Annotated in this window: 12 protein-coding genes and 3 pseudogenes; 10 read left to right on the forward strand and 5 right to left on the reverse strand. The window is 69.0% G+C overall.

Features of this window, described 5'->3' with window-relative positions:
* Positions 1-722: 722 nt before the first annotated feature.
* Positions 723-1,568 (forward strand): annotated as a pseudogene (locus DMB38_RS30855) (IS5 family transposase).
* Positions 1,569-1,581: 13 nt separating this feature from the next.
* Here DMB38_RS30855 and DMB38_RS30860 read toward each other — a convergent pair.
* A complete protein-coding gene (locus DMB38_RS30860) occupies positions 1,582-1,953 on the reverse strand; it encodes a hypothetical protein (RefSeq protein ID WP_125937895.1) in 372 nt (123 codons plus the stop codon).
* Between the two features lie 57 nt (positions 1,954-2,010).
* Complete coding sequence (locus DMB38_RS36295; protein WP_164716143.1) at positions 2,011-2,148, reverse strand: hypothetical protein; 138 nt, start codon at positions 2,146-2,148, stop codon at positions 2,011-2,013.
* Positions 2,149-3,161: 1,013 nt separating this feature from the next.
* On the opposite strand from DMB38_RS36295, the gene DMB38_RS30865 reads away from it, so the two are divergent.
* The 6 genes and pseudogenes from DMB38_RS30865 (at position 3,162) to DMB38_RS30885 (ending at position 9,494) form a co-directional block, all read left to right on the forward strand.
* Positions 3,162-3,407: a hypothetical protein gene (locus tag DMB38_RS30865; protein WP_125937896.1), complete on the forward strand. Its 246-nt coding sequence runs from the start codon at positions 3,162-3,164 to the stop codon at positions 3,405-3,407.
* Between the two features lie 142 nt (positions 3,408-3,549).
* Positions 3,550-3,816, forward strand: a pseudogene (locus DMB38_RS37725) (sulfatase-like hydrolase/transferase); the annotation flags it as partial.
* A gap of 172 nt (positions 3,817-3,988) precedes the next feature.
* Positions 3,989-4,939, forward strand: coding sequence for a sulfatase/phosphatase domain-containing protein (locus DMB38_RS37730; protein ID WP_346429545.1), 951 nt, complete (start codon positions 3,989-3,991; stop codon positions 4,937-4,939).
* Positions 4,940-5,093: 154 nt separating this feature from the next.
* Positions 5,094-6,500 carry a sulfatase gene (locus DMB38_RS30875; RefSeq protein ID WP_125937897.1) on the forward strand — a complete coding sequence of 469 codons (1,407 nt, stop codon included), beginning with the start codon at positions 5,094-5,096 and terminating at the stop codon, positions 6,498-6,500.
* Positions 6,501-7,003: 503 nt separating this feature from the next.
* Complete coding sequence (locus DMB38_RS30880; RefSeq protein WP_206337768.1) at positions 7,004-7,978, forward strand: NADP-dependent oxidoreductase; 975 nt, start codon at positions 7,004-7,006, stop codon at positions 7,976-7,978.
* A gap of 220 nt (positions 7,979-8,198) precedes the next feature.
* Complete coding sequence (locus DMB38_RS30885; protein ID WP_125937898.1) at positions 8,199-9,494, forward strand: BNR-4 repeat-containing protein; 1,296 nt, start codon at positions 8,199-8,201, stop codon at positions 9,492-9,494.
* A gap of 130 nt (positions 9,495-9,624) precedes the next feature.
* Here DMB38_RS30885 and DMB38_RS30890 read toward each other — a convergent pair whose 3' ends face one another.
* Positions 9,625-10,455: an AraC family transcriptional regulator gene (locus tag DMB38_RS30890; RefSeq protein WP_125937899.1), complete on the reverse strand. Its 831-nt coding sequence runs from the start codon at positions 10,453-10,455 to the stop codon at positions 9,625-9,627.
* Between the two features lie 70 nt (positions 10,456-10,525).
* On the opposite strand from DMB38_RS30890, the gene DMB38_RS30895 reads away from it, so the two are divergent.
* Both DMB38_RS30895 and DMB38_RS30900 read left to right on the forward strand, forming a co-directional pair.
* Positions 10,526-11,626, forward strand: coding sequence for a phytanoyl-CoA dioxygenase family protein (locus tag DMB38_RS30895; protein WP_125937900.1), 1,101 nt, complete (start codon positions 10,526-10,528; stop codon positions 11,624-11,626).
* 122 nt (positions 11,627-11,748) lie between these two features.
* On the forward strand, positions 11,749-13,050 hold the full coding sequence (locus tag DMB38_RS30900) for an MFS transporter (protein ID WP_125937901.1): 1,302 nt from the start codon (positions 11,749-11,751) through the stop codon (positions 13,048-13,050).
* 63 nt (positions 13,051-13,113) lie between these two features.
* Here DMB38_RS30900 and DMB38_RS30905 read toward each other — a convergent pair.
* Both DMB38_RS30905 and DMB38_RS30910 read right to left on the reverse strand, forming a co-directional pair.
* Positions 13,114-13,328, reverse strand: a pseudogene (locus tag DMB38_RS30905) (rhamnose isomerase); the annotation flags it as partial.
* A 99-nt stretch (positions 13,329-13,427) separates the two neighbouring features.
* Entirely contained in the window at positions 13,428-14,480 is a 1,053-nt protein-coding gene (locus tag DMB38_RS30910; protein ID WP_206337769.1) for a LacI family DNA-binding transcriptional regulator, read from the reverse strand.
* A gap of 133 nt (positions 14,481-14,613) precedes the next feature.
* Between DMB38_RS30910 and DMB38_RS30915 the strand changes: the two genes are divergently transcribed.
* The gene (locus DMB38_RS30915) at positions 14,614-15,708 is read left to right on the forward strand and encodes a substrate-binding domain-containing protein (RefSeq protein ID WP_164716144.1); all 1,095 of its coding nucleotides are present in this window, start codon (positions 14,614-14,616) and stop codon (positions 15,706-15,708) included.
* Positions 15,709-15,722: the final 14 nt, after the last annotated feature.

Below are 15,722 nucleotides of genomic sequence, written 5' to 3' on the forward strand. Positions count from 1 at the left end.
GCTTCAGACCGCCCAGGACCTTCACTTCTCGACGCGGTACACCACCACGACCACGCGGGCGGACTTCTTCGGCGCCCTACTCACGTTGACTGCCGAGAACGTCACCCGCACCACCGGCTGGGAGTACCGGTCTGCCGGAGTCGAGGACGGCGCCGCGGCGGCGGGCGCGAGACCGGCCAACACTGGCAGGCGCCGCGGGCCACGGCGCCCGCGGGAAGATCACCGTATTCGGTGATTGCCCGCTGCGGCATAAACTGAGTGCCAGCCGGCTGGGTGGCGGTGGTTCTTAGCGTTTGACGCGGCCACGGATCGCGAGCGCAGCCAGACCGACGAGGACGGGGTCGGTGAATCGGAAGACCCTCTCGGTCTAGGCCGTCTCTTCCGGACCTTGGGTCGGGCGGACTTCGCACGCTGCCGCGCGCACATACATTGGGGAGGTGGACGAAGCCGAGGCGAGCGGTCAGGTGTGGAGGGACGAGGTCCGAGCGCGTCCGACGGCTGAGCAGGATCGGGATGCCCTGGCTCGTCTGGTCGAGGTGGACGCAGACTCCTTCGAGGTTGAGCTGTACGAGCGGGCGGCAGATCCCCAGGTGCTTTCGATTGATCGCGCGCAGAGGTCGCAGGCTGGGCAGTACGCCAGGCGCGTGCGGCGATGTCGAGAGCGTCAGCAGCGCCAAGGAAGTTGAGCAGTAGCCTTCCGATCATCTGATCGTTGGGCTGGTGTGTCGTTGACTGACGCCCGGTGGGCGAGGATCGAGCCGTTGCTGCCGGATAGGACTCCGAAGCGGGGCGGGCGGTGGCGTGATCGCCGGAAGGTGATCGACGCGATCGCGTTCAAGTACCGCACCGGGACACCCTGGATGGACCTGCCCGAGCACTTCGGCTCATGGAAGGGCGCCCACAACCGCCTGGGGAGATGGGCCACCGACGGCACATGGGAGAAGGTCTTCACCGCCCTGCTCGCCCGGGCCGACACCGAAGGCGACCTCGACTGGGCCGTCGCGGTCGACTCCACGATCGTCCGTGCCCACCAGCACGCCGCCGGGGCCCGTCAAAAGGGGCTGCGGCCGGCGAGCCGGTTGACCACGCCCTCGGACGGTCCCGCGGCGGACTGAACACCAAGATCCACCTCGCAGCCGACAGTCGCTGCCGCCCGCTCACCTTCGTCCTTACGCCTTGGTCAGGCAGGTGACGCACCCGCATTCCCCAACGTTATGGCGCGCCTTCGGGTGCCCCGACGGGTCGGCCGACCCAGAACAACACCGGAGCTGGTCTTGGCCGATAGGGCGTATTCGTCCCGCGCGCTCCGCACCCATCTTCGTCGGCGCGGCATCCGGGCGGTCATCCCCGAGCCCGTCGACCAGCAGGACAACCGCAAGCGCCGAGGCCGTGCCGGCGGCAGGCCCCGCACCCTGGACCGCCAGACCTACAAGCAGCGCAACACCGTCGAGCGGTGCATCAACAAGCTCAAGCAGTGGCGCGGCCTGGCCACCCGCTATGACAAGACCGCCACCAGCTACCTTGCCGGACTCCACATCGCCGCCATCTTCATCTGGTCGGACAGGTAGCTCCAGCGGCTGCCTAGACCCAGCCCTCGTCAAGGTAGACCGTCCAGGAGTCTCCCACTGCCTTGTGCAGTTCAACCAGGGCCGCAACGTCGGCGATGGCTGCCGGGGCGTCGGACAGCCGCAACGGGGAGTTCGGGACGCTGCTGCGGGTGTAGACCGGCAGCTCGCCGTTGCAGTTGAAGGTGTGAAGCGATGGGGGAGCATCGTTGAACCATGCGGGACGGTTCTCCTCGGCCCATGCAACTGCGGCGTCGACACGATCCACATGCACCAGCAGATGCTCAGGAGCCGGCCCGCCATTGAACTGCACGAGGAAGCCCTGAGCGTCCACCGCCCACCAATCCCACATGAATCCAGGTCGGGGGTGCCGCAGGATTGTGGTCATGCCGTCACCGTATCCAGGCCGGACAAGACCGCTGAAAGGTGATCCGGAAGAGACGGCCTAGTGGCCGACGGTGGTTAGGTCTTGGCCGCTGGAGCGGAAGAGGTCGGAGTCGACGACGTCGGCGACCTCCTGTGCGCGGGCCCCGGTGAATCGCTCAGCGAAGGCGGCGTGCAGTTCTGGGTCCTGCTTACCCATGACGCCTGCGCCGGGCGGATGCGGTTTCGCGAGGGTGCCCGGCAGGCCGAGGGTCATCGTCAGCAGCACGGTGGCGGCGACGGCGTCGGGGAGCCAGCCAATCGCCCGGGAGCGTGGCCTGGTAACGCCCAGTACAGGTGGAGCAGGACCAGTTCGGCGACCGGGGTGCGGGGGTCGTGGCGGCGCATCTCCATCTCGCCGTAGTAGAAATCCGCCGCGCCGGGTTCGTTCTTGCTGTCCTCGAATGCTTTTTGCAGTTCCCGATAGAGCGGTACGAGCGCGGCTGGCTCCCAAGGGGCGACGAGCTGATCCGTCTGGATGCCGGCACGGGCATGGCGCTGGCGTCGTCTGCGTCCATCGCTGCCGTCACGAGAACAGCTGGTGGCCGTGGCATGCCCGCTCCCCCCGGCGCTTGGCGAAGCGACAACCCTCTGTCACGCGTCCGAGCGGCAGAGGGCTGTCGTTGCCTTCATCCGGCGAGACGATGGAATCTGCAAGGAAGCGCATTAGCCCAAGGCCAGTGATGTTCTCCGTGCGAGGACGTGGGTGTAGTGGTCAACTCGCCCCTCGGACACACAATTACCCCACGACCGCTGGTTCGCGGGCAGGCGTGATCGGCACCCGGGCCTCACCTGGAGTGAGGAACGGGTGCATTTTGCTGTGCCCGTCTTGGTGGCGGGAGATGATCCAGTCCTGCGGTGGGTTCCAGCGGGCGATGTCGCGGTGGCCGAGCGCACCCGGCTGGGCCCGACATCGAAGAACTCGGCGTGACCCGCCCGTGCCCGGCGACCAGCGCCTGTCCACGCAGCAGCTGCCGATTCTCCTGCCGTCTGTATGACACAGCGGGTTGCCGTCATCGGCACGATGGCCGCTCGCCGGAGACGACTGTTACGGACTCTTGAAAGCCTCGTTTCGGTTGCTCCGGCATTTGCCGTGAACCCGACAGCCCGACGTGGCCTGCCTCCTAGCCTATCTGCGTACATCAACTTGACCGGGTCGGATATGGAGTCACCGTGGAGCCCATCGCGTCCCGGCACGTAAGTGACGACGGGGCCGACGGCGGCGGCCCGGCGGAGCGGCCCGACATCGTGCTCCTCACCGCCGACGACCGCCGCTCAGGGGCGCGGGCCACCCCGTCGTCCGCTGCCCACCACGTCGGCGTGGCCCGGCTATCGGAGGAGCCGGAGCGATGGCAGGCCGCCGTCGGCGATCCTGCGGAGCCGTTCGCGTCTCCTTCACATCCGGCTCCACCCAGCTGATAACCGCGACGGGAGCATCCTGAACATGAGTGATCACGCAGTCAGCCGGCGGACGATGGTGTCGGGGGTGGCCGGCGCGGCCGCGCTGAGCCTGTTGCCACGACGTGCCGGCGCCGACTCACGGCCGAACATCGTGTTCATCATGACCGACGACCACGCCACGCACGCGGTGTCGGCGTACGGCAGCGCGATCAACGAAACCCCGAACATCGACCGGATCGCCCGCGAGGGCATGCGGTTCGACAACGCCTTCTGCACCAACAGCATCTGCAGCCCGAGCCGCGCCGCGATCCTCACCGGCACGTACAGCCACGTCAACGGCGTCACCACCCTGGACACGCCGTTCGACGCCACCCAGAGCGCGTTCCCCGCGCTGCTGCAGGCGGCTGGCTACCAGACCGCGCTGTTCGGCAAGTGGCACCTCGGCCACGGCGGCCTCCACGACCCCCGCGGCTTCGACCGCTGGGCCGTGCTGCAAGGGCAGGGACCGTACGTCAACCCGCAGCTCATCACCCCCGAAGGCCGGATCTCCTACACCGGCTTACACCACCGACGTCATCACCGACGTCGCCCTGGACTGGCTGGACCAGCGCGATCCGAGCCGTCCGTTCTGCCTCCTGGTCCACCAGAAGGCACCGCACCGCCCGTGGCGGCCGGACGAGACACACGCCGACATGTACGAGGACACCATCCCGCAGCCTGCCACCCTGCGCGACGACTACGCCGACCGCTCCGCGGCGGCGGCCGCGGCGAAAATGCGGGTGGCCCGCGACCTCACCGCCACCGACCTCAAGGAACCGGTGCCCGACGGCCTCACCGCCGACGAGGAACTGGACTGGAAGTACCAGCGCTACATGGAGGACTACCTGCGCTGCGTGGCCTCGGTCGACGACAACGTCGGCCGGCTGCTGGACCACCTCGACGCCCGGGGCCTGACCGACGACACCCTCGTCATCTACACCTCCGACCAGGGATTCTTCCTCGGCGATCACGGCTGGTTCGACAAACGGTTCATGTACGAGCCGTCCCTGCGGATGCCACTGCTCGTCCGCTACCCCCGCCGCATCGCCCCCGGCTCCGCCGGCGATGCGATCGTCCTCAACATCGACTACGCGCAGACGTTCCTCGACCTTGCCGGCATCTCCGACACCGCCGTGCCCCAGCGGATGCAGGGACGCAGCCTGACCCCGCTGTTCGGCGGCCGCACCCCGAAGGGCTGGCGGCGCTCGATGTACTACCGCTACTGGATGCACGACGATTCCGCACACCACGTCCGCGCCCACTACGGCGTACGCACCGAGCGCTACAAGCTGATCTTCTACTACGGCGAGGGCCTGGGCGTCCCCGGCGCCTCCGACCGCGTCTTCCCACCCGAATGGGAGCTGTTCGACCTGCACAACGACCCCGACGAACTGCACAACGTGTACGACCACCCGGCACACGCGCAGGTGCGGGCCGGCCTTGAACGGGAACTGGCCCGGCTGCAGCGCCTGTACGGTGACCAACCCGCACCTGCACAGGCCGCCGCCTAGGACCAGTGTCCGGGACACATCGCGGCTCGACACGACGGTGCCAGTGGAACCTTCCTCGTCGCCGCTGCGGAAGGCCCACCCGCGCCTTGAGACGGCGCATTCGCGCCCGCGGAATCCCACGCCCACCTCCGCAGCCCACGCTGCGCCCGTCCAGATGGAGAAGTCGTTGCTGGATCGCAGACGGTTTCTGGCACTGTCGTCGGCCACGGCGGCCGGACTGACAGCAGCGCCCACGCTTTCCCGCGGTAAACCAGAACGCCCCCATGTGCTGTTCATCGCCGTAGACGACCTGAATGACTGGATCGGCCCTCTGGGCGGTCATCCGGACGTCAAGACGCCGAACCTCGACCGGCTGGCAAGCCTCGGCATCACGTTCACCAACGCCCACTGCCCGGCGCCACTGTGCAACCCGTCCCGCGCGGCCCTCATGACCGGCCTCCGCCCCTCCACCTCGGGCATCTACACGAACGAGCAGCCATGGCGAGAGTCCCCGCGCCTGCAGGACGCCGTCACACTCCCGCAGCACTTCCGTGCCCACGGATACCGCGCGATCGGCGGCGGCAAGATCTACCACGGCAAGTTCATGGATCCCGCCAGCTGGGACACCTACTTTCCGTCGCAGTCCCAAGACCGGCCGCCGGACCCGCTGCCACCCGGTCGCCCGCTCAACGGAATCCCCAACACGGCCCACTTCGACTGGGGCCCGGTGGACGCTGCCGACGCCGAAATGGCCGACATGAAGGTTGCCGAGTGGGCCGCCGGAGAGCTGTCCCGCGACCAGGACGGACCGTTGTTCCTCGCATGCGGCATATCCAAACCACATCTGCCCTGGTACGTGCCGCAGAAGTACTTCGACCTGTATCCGCTCGAATCCATCACCCTGCCGACGATCAACGAGAACGATCTCGACGACGTCCCGCCGGCCGCTGTGCACATGGCCAAGCCGAACGGCGACCACCGCAAGGTGCTCGAGCACGACCAGTGGCGCCAAGCCGTCCAGGGCTATCTCGCGTCCATCTCCTTCGCCGACGCGGTGCTCGGTCGCATCCTGGACGCCTATGACGCCAGCCCCTGGAAGGACAACACCGTCCTCGTGCTCTGGAGCGATCACGGCTGGCACCTCGGTGAGAAGCTCCACTGGCGCAAGTTCTCCCTCTGGGAGGAGGCCACCCGCAACGCCCTGATGATCGTCGCACCAGGGGTGACCACGCCGGGCAGCCGCTCCGATCAGGCCGTCGACCTGATGGGTGTCTATCCGACGCTGACCGAACTCTGCGGGCTTCCCGAACGCGCCGAGATCGAAGGCGCCAGCCTTGTCCCCTTGCTCAGGAAGCCCGACGCCGAACGCAAACGACCCGCCCTGACCACCTTCGGCCAGGGAAACCATTCCATCCGTACGGAGCGTTGGCGCTACACCCGCTACAACGACGGCGGCGAGGAACTCTACGACCACTCAGACGACCCGCTCGAATGGACCAACCTCGCCACACGACCTGAGTACACCGCAATCAAGAAGGAACTCGCCCAGTGGTTGCCGAAGCATAACGCCGCTCCCGTCTGATGTGCTTGTCGGCCCACGCGTTCGTTTCACCGGATCGAGGCCGGCCCGCCCCGGACCAACGTCCGGGAGGCGCGCCGACAGCTTCGACCCGGCACCTACGCGGCCCGCGCCGCCGGTGCGCCCGTCCACGACCCCCGTGGCCCGCGACGAGGACCGCACAGCCCAGCAACACCGCCGACTCCGCCGCCGCGAACCTCGGCTTCCGCCGTGCCAACGACGCTGACGGCTGGCAAGGACCCGTATGACGACCGCCTTCGGCACCAGTCGATCCGCACAGTCGTCCACCAGACGACTGTGCGGATCGGCCGCTTCCGCGCCTGTGGGGGCGGCGGGCACCGGCGGCTACGACGGAGTGCGCGGACGGGGCCAGGAGGCCGGCTTCATCGCCGTGGGCGTCCAGCGCGTCGGCACCGAAAGGATCACCGAGGACTGGCACCTTGAGGACGACCTGACTTTCCAGCAGCAGATCGGCGCCGTGAACGGCCGGGAACAGGAGAAGCAGTATGACCGCCCCCACCATGCGTGCGATCGGGCTGGACGAGTTCGGCGGACCCGAGGTGCTGCACACGGTGGAGATCGCGCGGCCGCAGCCGCTGCCCACCGAGGTGCTGGTGCGGGTCGTGTCGGCCGGAGTGAATCCGGTGGACTACAAGACCCGCGCAAACGGCGGGATGCCGGGAACGCTGGGTCCGCCGCCCGTGATCCTGGGCTGGGACGTGTCCGGCATCGTGGAGGAGACCGGTTTCGGCGTCACCACCCTGGCCGTGGGCGACGAGGTGTACGGAATGCCGTGGTTCCCGCGGCAGGCTGGAGCCTACGCGGAGTACGTCACCGCCCCGTCGCGGCAGTTCGCCAGCAAGCCGACCACGCTCAGCCACGATACGGCCGCGGCCGTCCCGCTGGCGGCGCTGACGGCCTGGCAGACCCTGGTCGACACCGCCGACGTGCAGGCCGGGCAGCGCGTACTCATCCATGCCGCGGCCGGCGGCGTCGGGCACTTCGCCGTGCAGTTCGCCAGGCACCTGGGCGCCTATGTCATCGGCACCGCGAGTGCTGCCAAGCACGACTGGCTGCGCAGCCTCGGCGCGGATGAACTGGTGGACTACACCCGGGAGCGCTTCGAGGACGCCATCGACCACGACAGCGTCGACGTCGTCATCGACCTTGTCGGTGACGGCCACGACGCAACCAGCACCCGCTCCCTGCCGGTACTGCGGCCCGGCGGCCTGCTCGTCGCCGTGCCCTCCGGCGTTGACCCCGCGCTGCTGGCACAGGCGCGATCCCGCGGCCTGCGCGCCACCGGGTTCCTGGTCGAGCCCGACGGCCACGCGATGGGCCGGATCGGCGGGCTCATCGACACCGGAGAGGTATCGGTCGAGGTCGAGGACGTCATGCCACTGGCGCAGGCCGCCGAGGCACACCGCCGCGCCGAAACAGGCCGCACCCGCGGCAAGCTCGTCCTGCGCGTTTCCCCCTGATGCCTCGCGCCGGTCGTGTCCCGGGCGTCCACAGCCACCGTGCCCAGGGCGCTCAACCGCACCACAGGACCCTCGCGACGCCGTCACGTGGGAAACCACATGATCGCAGGAGGATCCTGCACGAGCTGCTGTCCCCTTCGGCCCGCGCACCGCGGTCGATCGCGCTTGCCCCCGCCCCATCCCTTGACGGCATCCATTCTGTGCGTGACTCTCCCGCAATATGGATGCCTCATTCATCGTAGCCCGACGCCGCCTGCTGACCGCCGCTGCGCTTGCTCCGGCCGCCGCGCTCCTCGGCCCCGCCGCCCGCGCGCAGGCCGCTCCCGCAGCTCCCACCGCCCCGGTTCTGGTGCCGTATCCGATGGACTCCTCCAACCAGGCCGCCTGGTGGACGCCGGTCGCCACCTACCGCGGCGCCGGCGAGTACACGTACTTCGCCTTCGACGAGCCGGGCTCCTCCGCGGGCACGCACAAGGTCGCGATCGCCCGCCGCGACCCGGCGGGGAGATGGACCCGCATCCCGGTCATGCGGGGCGGCGCGCAGGCCGAGTTCACGGACGACGTCGGCCACAACCAGCCGTCGATCGCCCGGGACGGCAGCGGCAGGTTCCACGTCTTCGCCTCGATGCACAACAACCCCTGGCGGTACTTCCGCTCGGACACCACCGGCTCCGCCCCCGTCGACCACTCCGCCGACCTGCCCGACCAGGGCGCCGGAGTCACGTATCCGGTGGTGGCGACGGCCCCCGACGGCGACGTGTGGCTGATCGCCCGGATCGACGAGGCGGACCGCCGCACCGGCAGGCTCTACCGGTGGCACGACGCCGAGTCGCGGTGGAGCAGGGCCGCGGTCTTCGCCGGCGCAGCGGGCCGCGCCGTCTACCCGGACGATCTGCAGTTCGACACGGCAGGGAACGTACACCTGCTCTTCCAGTGGAGCCGCTTCCCGTCCTCGGCGTTCCGGCACGAGCTGTCGTACCTGAAGTACACCCCGGCCACCGGCGCGTTCACCGACTCCCGGGGCGCCGCCGTCACCGCGCCCGTCTCCCCGGCCACCGCCGACGTGCTCCAGCCCCTCGGCCCCGGCGAGGCCTACAGCAGCGACAACACCTACACCGGGCCGGCCGTGCAAAGCGCGAAGCTCACCCTCAACGGCGCGGCGCCCAGGGTCGCGTATCGCTACCGGCCGCAGGACGGGGGCAGCTTCGAGGTCCGCTACGCCTACCCCCAGGGCACCGCATGGGCCCGCCAGATGGTGCACCGCGGATCCGGGACCCGCGCGGCGCTCGGCATCACCTGGGACGCGGACGAGGGCAAGCGCGTCTACTACGTCACCGAGTCCGGCGCCGACCGCGCGTTCGTCGCCACCGAGTCGGGCGGCGCATGGACCGCCGCAGCCGTCGCCCCCGGCCTGCCGGTCGACCGCCTCGCGGTCCGCCGCAACGCGAGCGGGCAGGACGTGCTGTACCTGGTGGACACGGCGGGCGGGCGGCTCTTCTACGGCCGCAACGACTAGACCCGCTCCGCCTCCGTGCCTTTCCGGGCAGGGCAGGACGGAAGAAGCGCGCGACCTGTGGTGTGCCCTTCGAGACGGAGCCGGTCAGCATTCGGAGCGAACGATCCGTCCTTGTCCGGGGTTACCGGGGTTACCGTGCTCGGAAGCGCTCTCGGTACTGGGCCGGGCTCAGACCGTAGTGGTGGCGGAAGCGGCGGCTTGTGTAGTTGGGGTCTGGCCATCCCACGCGGCGGCCGATCGCCGCCACCGGCAGATCGGTCTCAATGAGCAGTGCGGCCGCTCGCTCCGCGCGCAGCCGTCCCAGGTATGCCATCGGCGCAACGCCGACCCTGCGTGCGAACAGCCGGGCCAGTCGCCCTGGCGACAGCCCCGAAGGGGCGGCGAGGCGTTCGAGAGTCCAGGGGGCGGTGAGGTCGTGCTCGAGGCGGCGGGCGGCGGCCGTCACCTCCGGGTGCGGATCGGCCGGCACGTCGGCGCCTTGCTGCGGCATGGCGCCGCCCAGGACGCACAACAGCAGGCCGGCTTGTACTGCGCGCGATGTCGCTCTCCGAGCGCGGTCGGCTGTCAATTGTTCCAGACAGGTCTCCGCGAGGGCGAGGTCCGCGCCCTCAAGACGCAGTGCATCGGGGGTGTCGTAGAGCGTCCTGGAGAAACCCGGGTCGGCGCGCAGCCAGGCGAGTTCGCGGGTGAGTACTTCGGGGCCGATGTAGACGTTGTAGACGGTGAGGTCCGCGCAGTCGGCGTAGCCGTGCCAGTCGCCGGGCCGTAGCAGGACGGCGGACCCACGGGTCAACTCCAGCTCGCCCGCTGCCGAGACGTGGGTGGCACGTCCGGCCGTCACCACGGCCAACTCCAGGAAGTCGTGACTGTGCGGGGCAGAGGGCGCTGTCAGGTTGTACTGGCCGGCGACCACATGCTGCTGCCCGACCGGAAACACGTCTGCTCTGCGCACTTGGTGCATGACGTGATTGTGCTACAGCGCGAGCGGTTCCGTGCTGTTCCGCCCTCGGCGTCTTTGCCAGTGTTGGCCCATGACATCGACTACGTTCTCGCGTCAGACCACCCCCGAATCTCTGACGGAGCAGCAGATCGCTTCCTATCGCCGCGACGGTTTCGTCCATCTGCCCGGCGTACTCTCCCGGGCCGAGGCGGAACGTTACGCAGGTGCAGCGCTCGACGCCGAGGCTCGGCTGCGTGAGCTCGGCACCAGCACGGGCGACATCTTCACCCAGCTCCTGCAGCTCTGGCAGCACGACGAGACACTGCGTCAGCTCACACTCGACCCAGATCTGGCGGGCATCGCCACCCGGCTCGCCGGAGTCCCGTTGCGGCTGTGGCATGACCAGCTTCTGATCAAGGCACCGCACAACGGCGCCGCGACCGAGTACCACCAGGACGAGCCGTACTGGCCGCACCAAGGTTCACGGCATGCGCTTTCCGCCTGGGTGGCCCTCGTCGACGTGCCCGCCGAGCGCGGCTGCATGACCTTCATCCCCGGCAGCCAGCACCTCACCGGGCTGCGGGCTCAGGACCTGGGCGATCACGACGACCTGCATTCCCTCGCCCCCGAGCTGGCCTACCGGCCGCGCGTGACCGTGCCGCTGCGGGCCGGTGATTGCACCTTCCACCATTCTCTGCTGGCCCACAGCGCGAACGCCAACGCCACCGACGACCCGCGTATCGCCCACGTCACCATCTACATGGACGCCGACACCCGCTACGCCCCGGAAAAGGCGGCGCACCACCCCGTCACCGACCTTCTCGGTCTCATCTCGGGGACCGGCTGCCGGACGAGCACTTTCCACCGTTCCCCGCAGGCGCGTGAGTGGCAGCGCGGTCGAGCTGTGCGACGGGGTGCAGGGCGAGCCGTGACGGCGGCCACGTTTCGTTCCTGCCCTCCGGCGCCAGTGCCATTGCTGCCGCACGGCCCGGCCTTCTGGCCGTCGAGCGGGCAGGACGGCGTGCTGCGCACCATCGAATCTGGGCCAGCGGTGATCAAGCACTCCCCGACGGCAAGGACTAGCCCGGATCGAACGCCCTCCCGCGGTCGTCTTTGCGGAGGGCCGGTGTCCGAGGTGAGAATGCGTGGAGGTTGCCGGGTGGTCATCCCGGCGAAGTGTGGGAGGCGCTGATGGTGAACACCGCATCGCGGTGCGCCTCGCTATGCGCGCCAGACGCTGACCACTTCGCTTCGCCCACCGGCTGAACTGCTTTCCTTCACGGTGGGCGCTTCCCCCTATGGGAGACCACCGCAGTGTCCGAAGACTTCGGGACGGTTGATCGCCGTCCTCTGGCAATGGTTCTTGCCGCCAACCTCGTCTCGATCGCCGGGAATTGCCTCACGTACATGGGCGTGCCGTGGTTCGTGCTGCAGAGCACGGGCAGCGCCGCCAAGGCCGGGATCGTCGCGTTCTGCACACTGCTGCCCGCAGTGCTCGCTGCGCTCGTCACCGGTCCGGTCATCGACCAGATGGGCCGACGGCGGGTGAGTGTCGCCTCGGATCTCGCCTGCGGGGGCGCCGTCGCGGCGATCCCGCTTCTGCAGTTCGCCGGCATCCTGCAGTTCTGGATGCTGTGCGTGCTGATGGCGATGACAGGGATGTTCCGTGCGCCGGGTGAAACCGCTCGCGGCGTCCTGTTGCCCACGCTCGCCGAACGCGCCGGAATGCCGCTGAACAGGGCCGCCGGGCTGTACGACGGTGCGGCACGCTGTGCGGCGCTGACGGCATCGGCTCTCGGAGGTGTGCTGATCGCCCTACTCGGAGCCGAGAACGTCCTGTTGGTAGATGCCGCGACCTTCGCCGTGGCCGCGCCCCTGTTCGCGTTCGGAGTGCGCGGCTTGCCAGAGGTGCAGGCCCAACGACGGGCCGAGCCGACGTCGCTGCGTGCCTACGGTCGTGAACTCGCGGAAGGGTACCGCTTCGTGGCGGCCACGCCGCTGCTGCTGAGCCTGTGCCTGATGACGCTGGTCACCAGGGGCCTCGACCAAGGATGGAGCGCCGTGCTGCTGCCGGCGCATGCCCGTGAAGAGCTGGATGGTGCCGTCGATCTCGGTCTGCTGAACGCGGCGTTCGGGTTTTGCGCTCTCACGGGAGCGCTGGTCTATGGGGCGGTGGGCAGCCGCTTTCGGCGGTGGCCCGTGTTCACGATCGCCTTTCTCATCGGGGGCCTGCCGCGCTTCGTGATGGCCGCCTTCACCGACACCTTCACCCCGCTGGCCCTGACCATGGCGGTAGAGGGTCTCGCCTTCGGTGTACTCAACCCCATCGTGGCCACTGTGACGTACGAGACGGTCCCGGAGGACCTGCGCAGCCGCGTGCTGAGCGCGACAACGGCCTCGGTGCAACTGGTCACTCCGCTGGGCGGACTGGCCGCGGGCTTGCTCGTGGACTCGGCCGGCCTGCCCTCCACGCTGCTGGCGGCCGGCGGTGTGTATCTGCTCGCCACGCTGTGTCCAGTGATCTTCCCGGCCTGGAGAAGGATGGACCGTACCGGTTCCCCCCAGGCCAGGGCGGAGGGCTGGCCACGGGAGGGCTCTGGGTCGAAGCGGGTGTAGAGGGGCCTGCAGGGAGGGACGGCCCGGCGAACCGCAACTGTCGCCAGGTGCTGGTCTCGGTGCCGGGGCGTGGTGCCCGGTGCCCACGCAGACGGTGACCTTCTCGTCGAGCTTGAGGCAGTGCGCGTAGAGGGTGCCCCAGTCCGGGACGTCGGTGCCGTAGAAGGCGGGCTCGAAGAACTTGCACTCCGTACCAGCCGCTGCCGGTCGCCGAGCCGCGTGTACACCTCCTGCAGAGCGTCGGCGAGACGGTCCCACCTGGTGGATATGTCGTCCTGGAAGACGGTTGTCCACGCGGTCCCAGGGGATGTGCCGACCAGGCGAGGGTGCCGCTTCCGCTGGATGCAGCCTTGGAGTGTTCGGCGACGCGCTGCCGGTCACCGTGCCGTGGCGGGCGTCGCGGTTGTGCCGCGGACGATCAGTTCGGTGCCGAGGACGTGCTGGCGGTGCCGATGCCGCAGGTCGGTCGCCTCGGCGATGAGCAGTTCATTGCCCAGACGACCCAGTTCGCGCATCGGCTGCCGGACAGTGGTGAGGGGAACCGGTGCGTGGGCTGCGTCGGCGATGTCGTCGTAGCCGACGACAGAGATATCGCCGGGGACCGACAGTCCGCTGGACATCAGCTCATTGATCAGGCCGAGGGCGATCAGGTCGGCGGCGGCGAACACCGCAGTGACGGGGAGCTGTTCGTCGAGGATGCGCCGTGCCGCTTGCCGGCCAACACTGCGGCCGTCCAGATGTGGTGACTCAAGGTGGACCAGGACGGTGTCGGGGTTGAAACCGGCGCGTCGGCAAGCCTCTCGGGCTCCCTTGAGTCGGTTACTGAACTGCGGCACGGACAGGCGGGAGGAGACGAAGGCGATGTGCCGGTGGCCCAGGTCCAGCAGATGACTCACCGCCTGGTCGCCGCCCTGGACCGAGTCGACCGTGACGCTGCAGAAGCCTCGGTGCTGGCGTTCGAGGAGCACTACCGCCATGCCGCGTTCCCGTAGCGAGACGAGCCGGCGCCGGTCGGAGGCGACCGGGGAGATCAGTGCGCCCAGCACCCGCTGTTCCTCCAGCACCTGCAGGTACCGGCGTTCCTTGCTGGAGTCGGAGTCGGAGTTGCAGAGGATGACCAGGCGGCCCGCGGCGTTCGCCGCGTCCTCGGCGCCCCGGGTGACCTCGGTGAAGAACGGGTTGGCGACGTCGACGACGACCAGGCCGATCGTACGGGCGGCGCTGCGGCCCGCACGCGTGGTGGCCGCGCCGACATTGCGCACGTAGCCCAACTCCTGGATCGCGGCCTCGATGCGCCGCCGCTTGTCGGGTGTGACCCTGTCGGGCGCGTTGAGCAGGTTGCTCACCGTCCCCACAGCCACCCCGGCGGCTCGGGCGACATCCCTGATCGTCACCCGGCTCGGCGCCGGCGGGATCTTCTCAGCGTGCACGCGTCACTCAACCTCGTTTCTCACCGGGGCCGTGCGTAAACCCTTGACGGCCCATACCCGGCTCTCTACCGTAACGGCGTTGAATCGTTCCAAATTTTACACCCCCCTTCACCTGCAACGAAGAGGACTCAACATGCCTGAAATCGCGAGTCGTCGCCGTCTGCGCGGGCTCATCGTCGTCGCGTCCGCGGCCCTCGCGCTGACCGCGTGCAGCGGGGAGAACGGCTCCCGCGACATGGTCAAGGGCGGCAGTGGTTCATACGCCGCGGCCGAGGTCGCCAAGGCGACGGGAGCCCACAAGGTCCGGTCGCTGTACGCGGTGCCCAAGACACACGAGAAGTACCGGCTGGCGTTCATCAACCCCTCGACCAGCTTCCCCTTCTTCGCGAGCTGGTCGCAGGGGATGAAGGCCGCGGCAAAGTTCTACGGCGTGGACCTGATGGAGGCCGACCTCGCCTTCAAGTACGACCAGGCGCAGTCGAAGTACGACGACCTCGCCGTCAGACAACCGGACCTCGTAGGCGGTGGAGGCAGCAGCCTGAACGCCCCGACGATCGCCGCCGCCAAGCGCGACGAGACCCCGGTCCTGCTCATCGACGGCGCGATGGAGGGCGCCGAGGACTTCGGGATCAACGACCGGCAGGTCGGCGAACTCGCCGTCGAGCAGCTCACCGGCCCGGTCGAGGAGAAGCAGAAGAGCGCCTGGAAGGGCAGGAAGCTGATCGTCGCCGGCATCAGTGCGGGGAACTGCCCGCCGTGCGACGCCCGCGTCAACGCCGCATTCGCCAAGGCGCAGGAGGAGTGGGGCGTATCCAAGTCCGACACCTTCCGCCTGGTCCCGCCCGGCACCGACCCGACCGCGGCGGCGCAGGACACCTTCACCGACTTTCTCACCGCACACCCCGACGACGTGGTCGCCGTCGTCAGCTACGGGGACGAGCCCGTGGTGGGGGCGCTGAACGCGGCCAAGTCCGGCCGGCGCGACCAGGACATCCTTGCCGTGGCCAACGGCGGCGACACGGCCGCCCGGCACGCGCTCCGCGACCGGGCGAACCAGGACATGCTGATCGGCGCCATCGACTACCAGCCCTACGCCGAGGGCTGGAACTGGGTCGAGGCCGCCATCGCCACACTGCGCGACGAAGAGTTCGCCGAATACCAGGTCAACCGCGTGCTGACGGCCGACAACGTCGACAAGTACTACCCGGACGACGCCAGCGCGAAGTAACTGCTGGTGCGCGG

It is taken from the genome of Streptomyces sp. WAC 06738 (genome assembly GCF_003945505.1).
GTDB lineage: Bacteria > Actinomycetota > Actinomycetes > Streptomycetales > Streptomycetaceae > Streptomyces.

Coding starts and splice junctions, on each gene's coding strand:
- DMB38_RS30860 (WP_125937895.1), bottom strand. CDS start 1,953: ATGACCACAATCCTGCGGCACCCCCGACCTGGATTCATGTGGGATTGG.
- DMB38_RS36295 (WP_164716143.1), bottom strand. CDS start 2,148: ATGGGTAAGCAGGACCCAGAACTGCACGCCGCCTTCGCTGAGCGATTC.
- DMB38_RS30875 (WP_125937897.1), top strand. CDS start 5,094: ATGGAGAAGTCGTTGCTGGATCGCAGACGGTTTCTGGCACTGTCGTCG.
- DMB38_RS30880 (WP_206337768.1), top strand. CDS start 7,004: ATGACCGCCCCCACCATGCGTGCGATCGGGCTGGACGAGTTCGGCGGA.
- DMB38_RS30885 (WP_125937898.1), top strand. CDS start 8,199: ATGGATGCCTCATTCATCGTAGCCCGACGCCGCCTGCTGACCGCCGCT.
- DMB38_RS30890 (WP_125937899.1), bottom strand. CDS start 10,455: ATGCACCAAGTGCGCAGAGCAGACGTGTTTCCGGTCGGGCAGCAGCAT.
- DMB38_RS30895 (WP_125937900.1), top strand. CDS start 10,526: ATGACATCGACTACGTTCTCGCGTCAGACCACCCCCGAATCTCTGACG.
- DMB38_RS30915 (WP_164716144.1), top strand. CDS start 14,614: ATGCCTGAAATCGCGAGTCGTCGCCGTCTGCGCGGGCTCATCGTCGTC.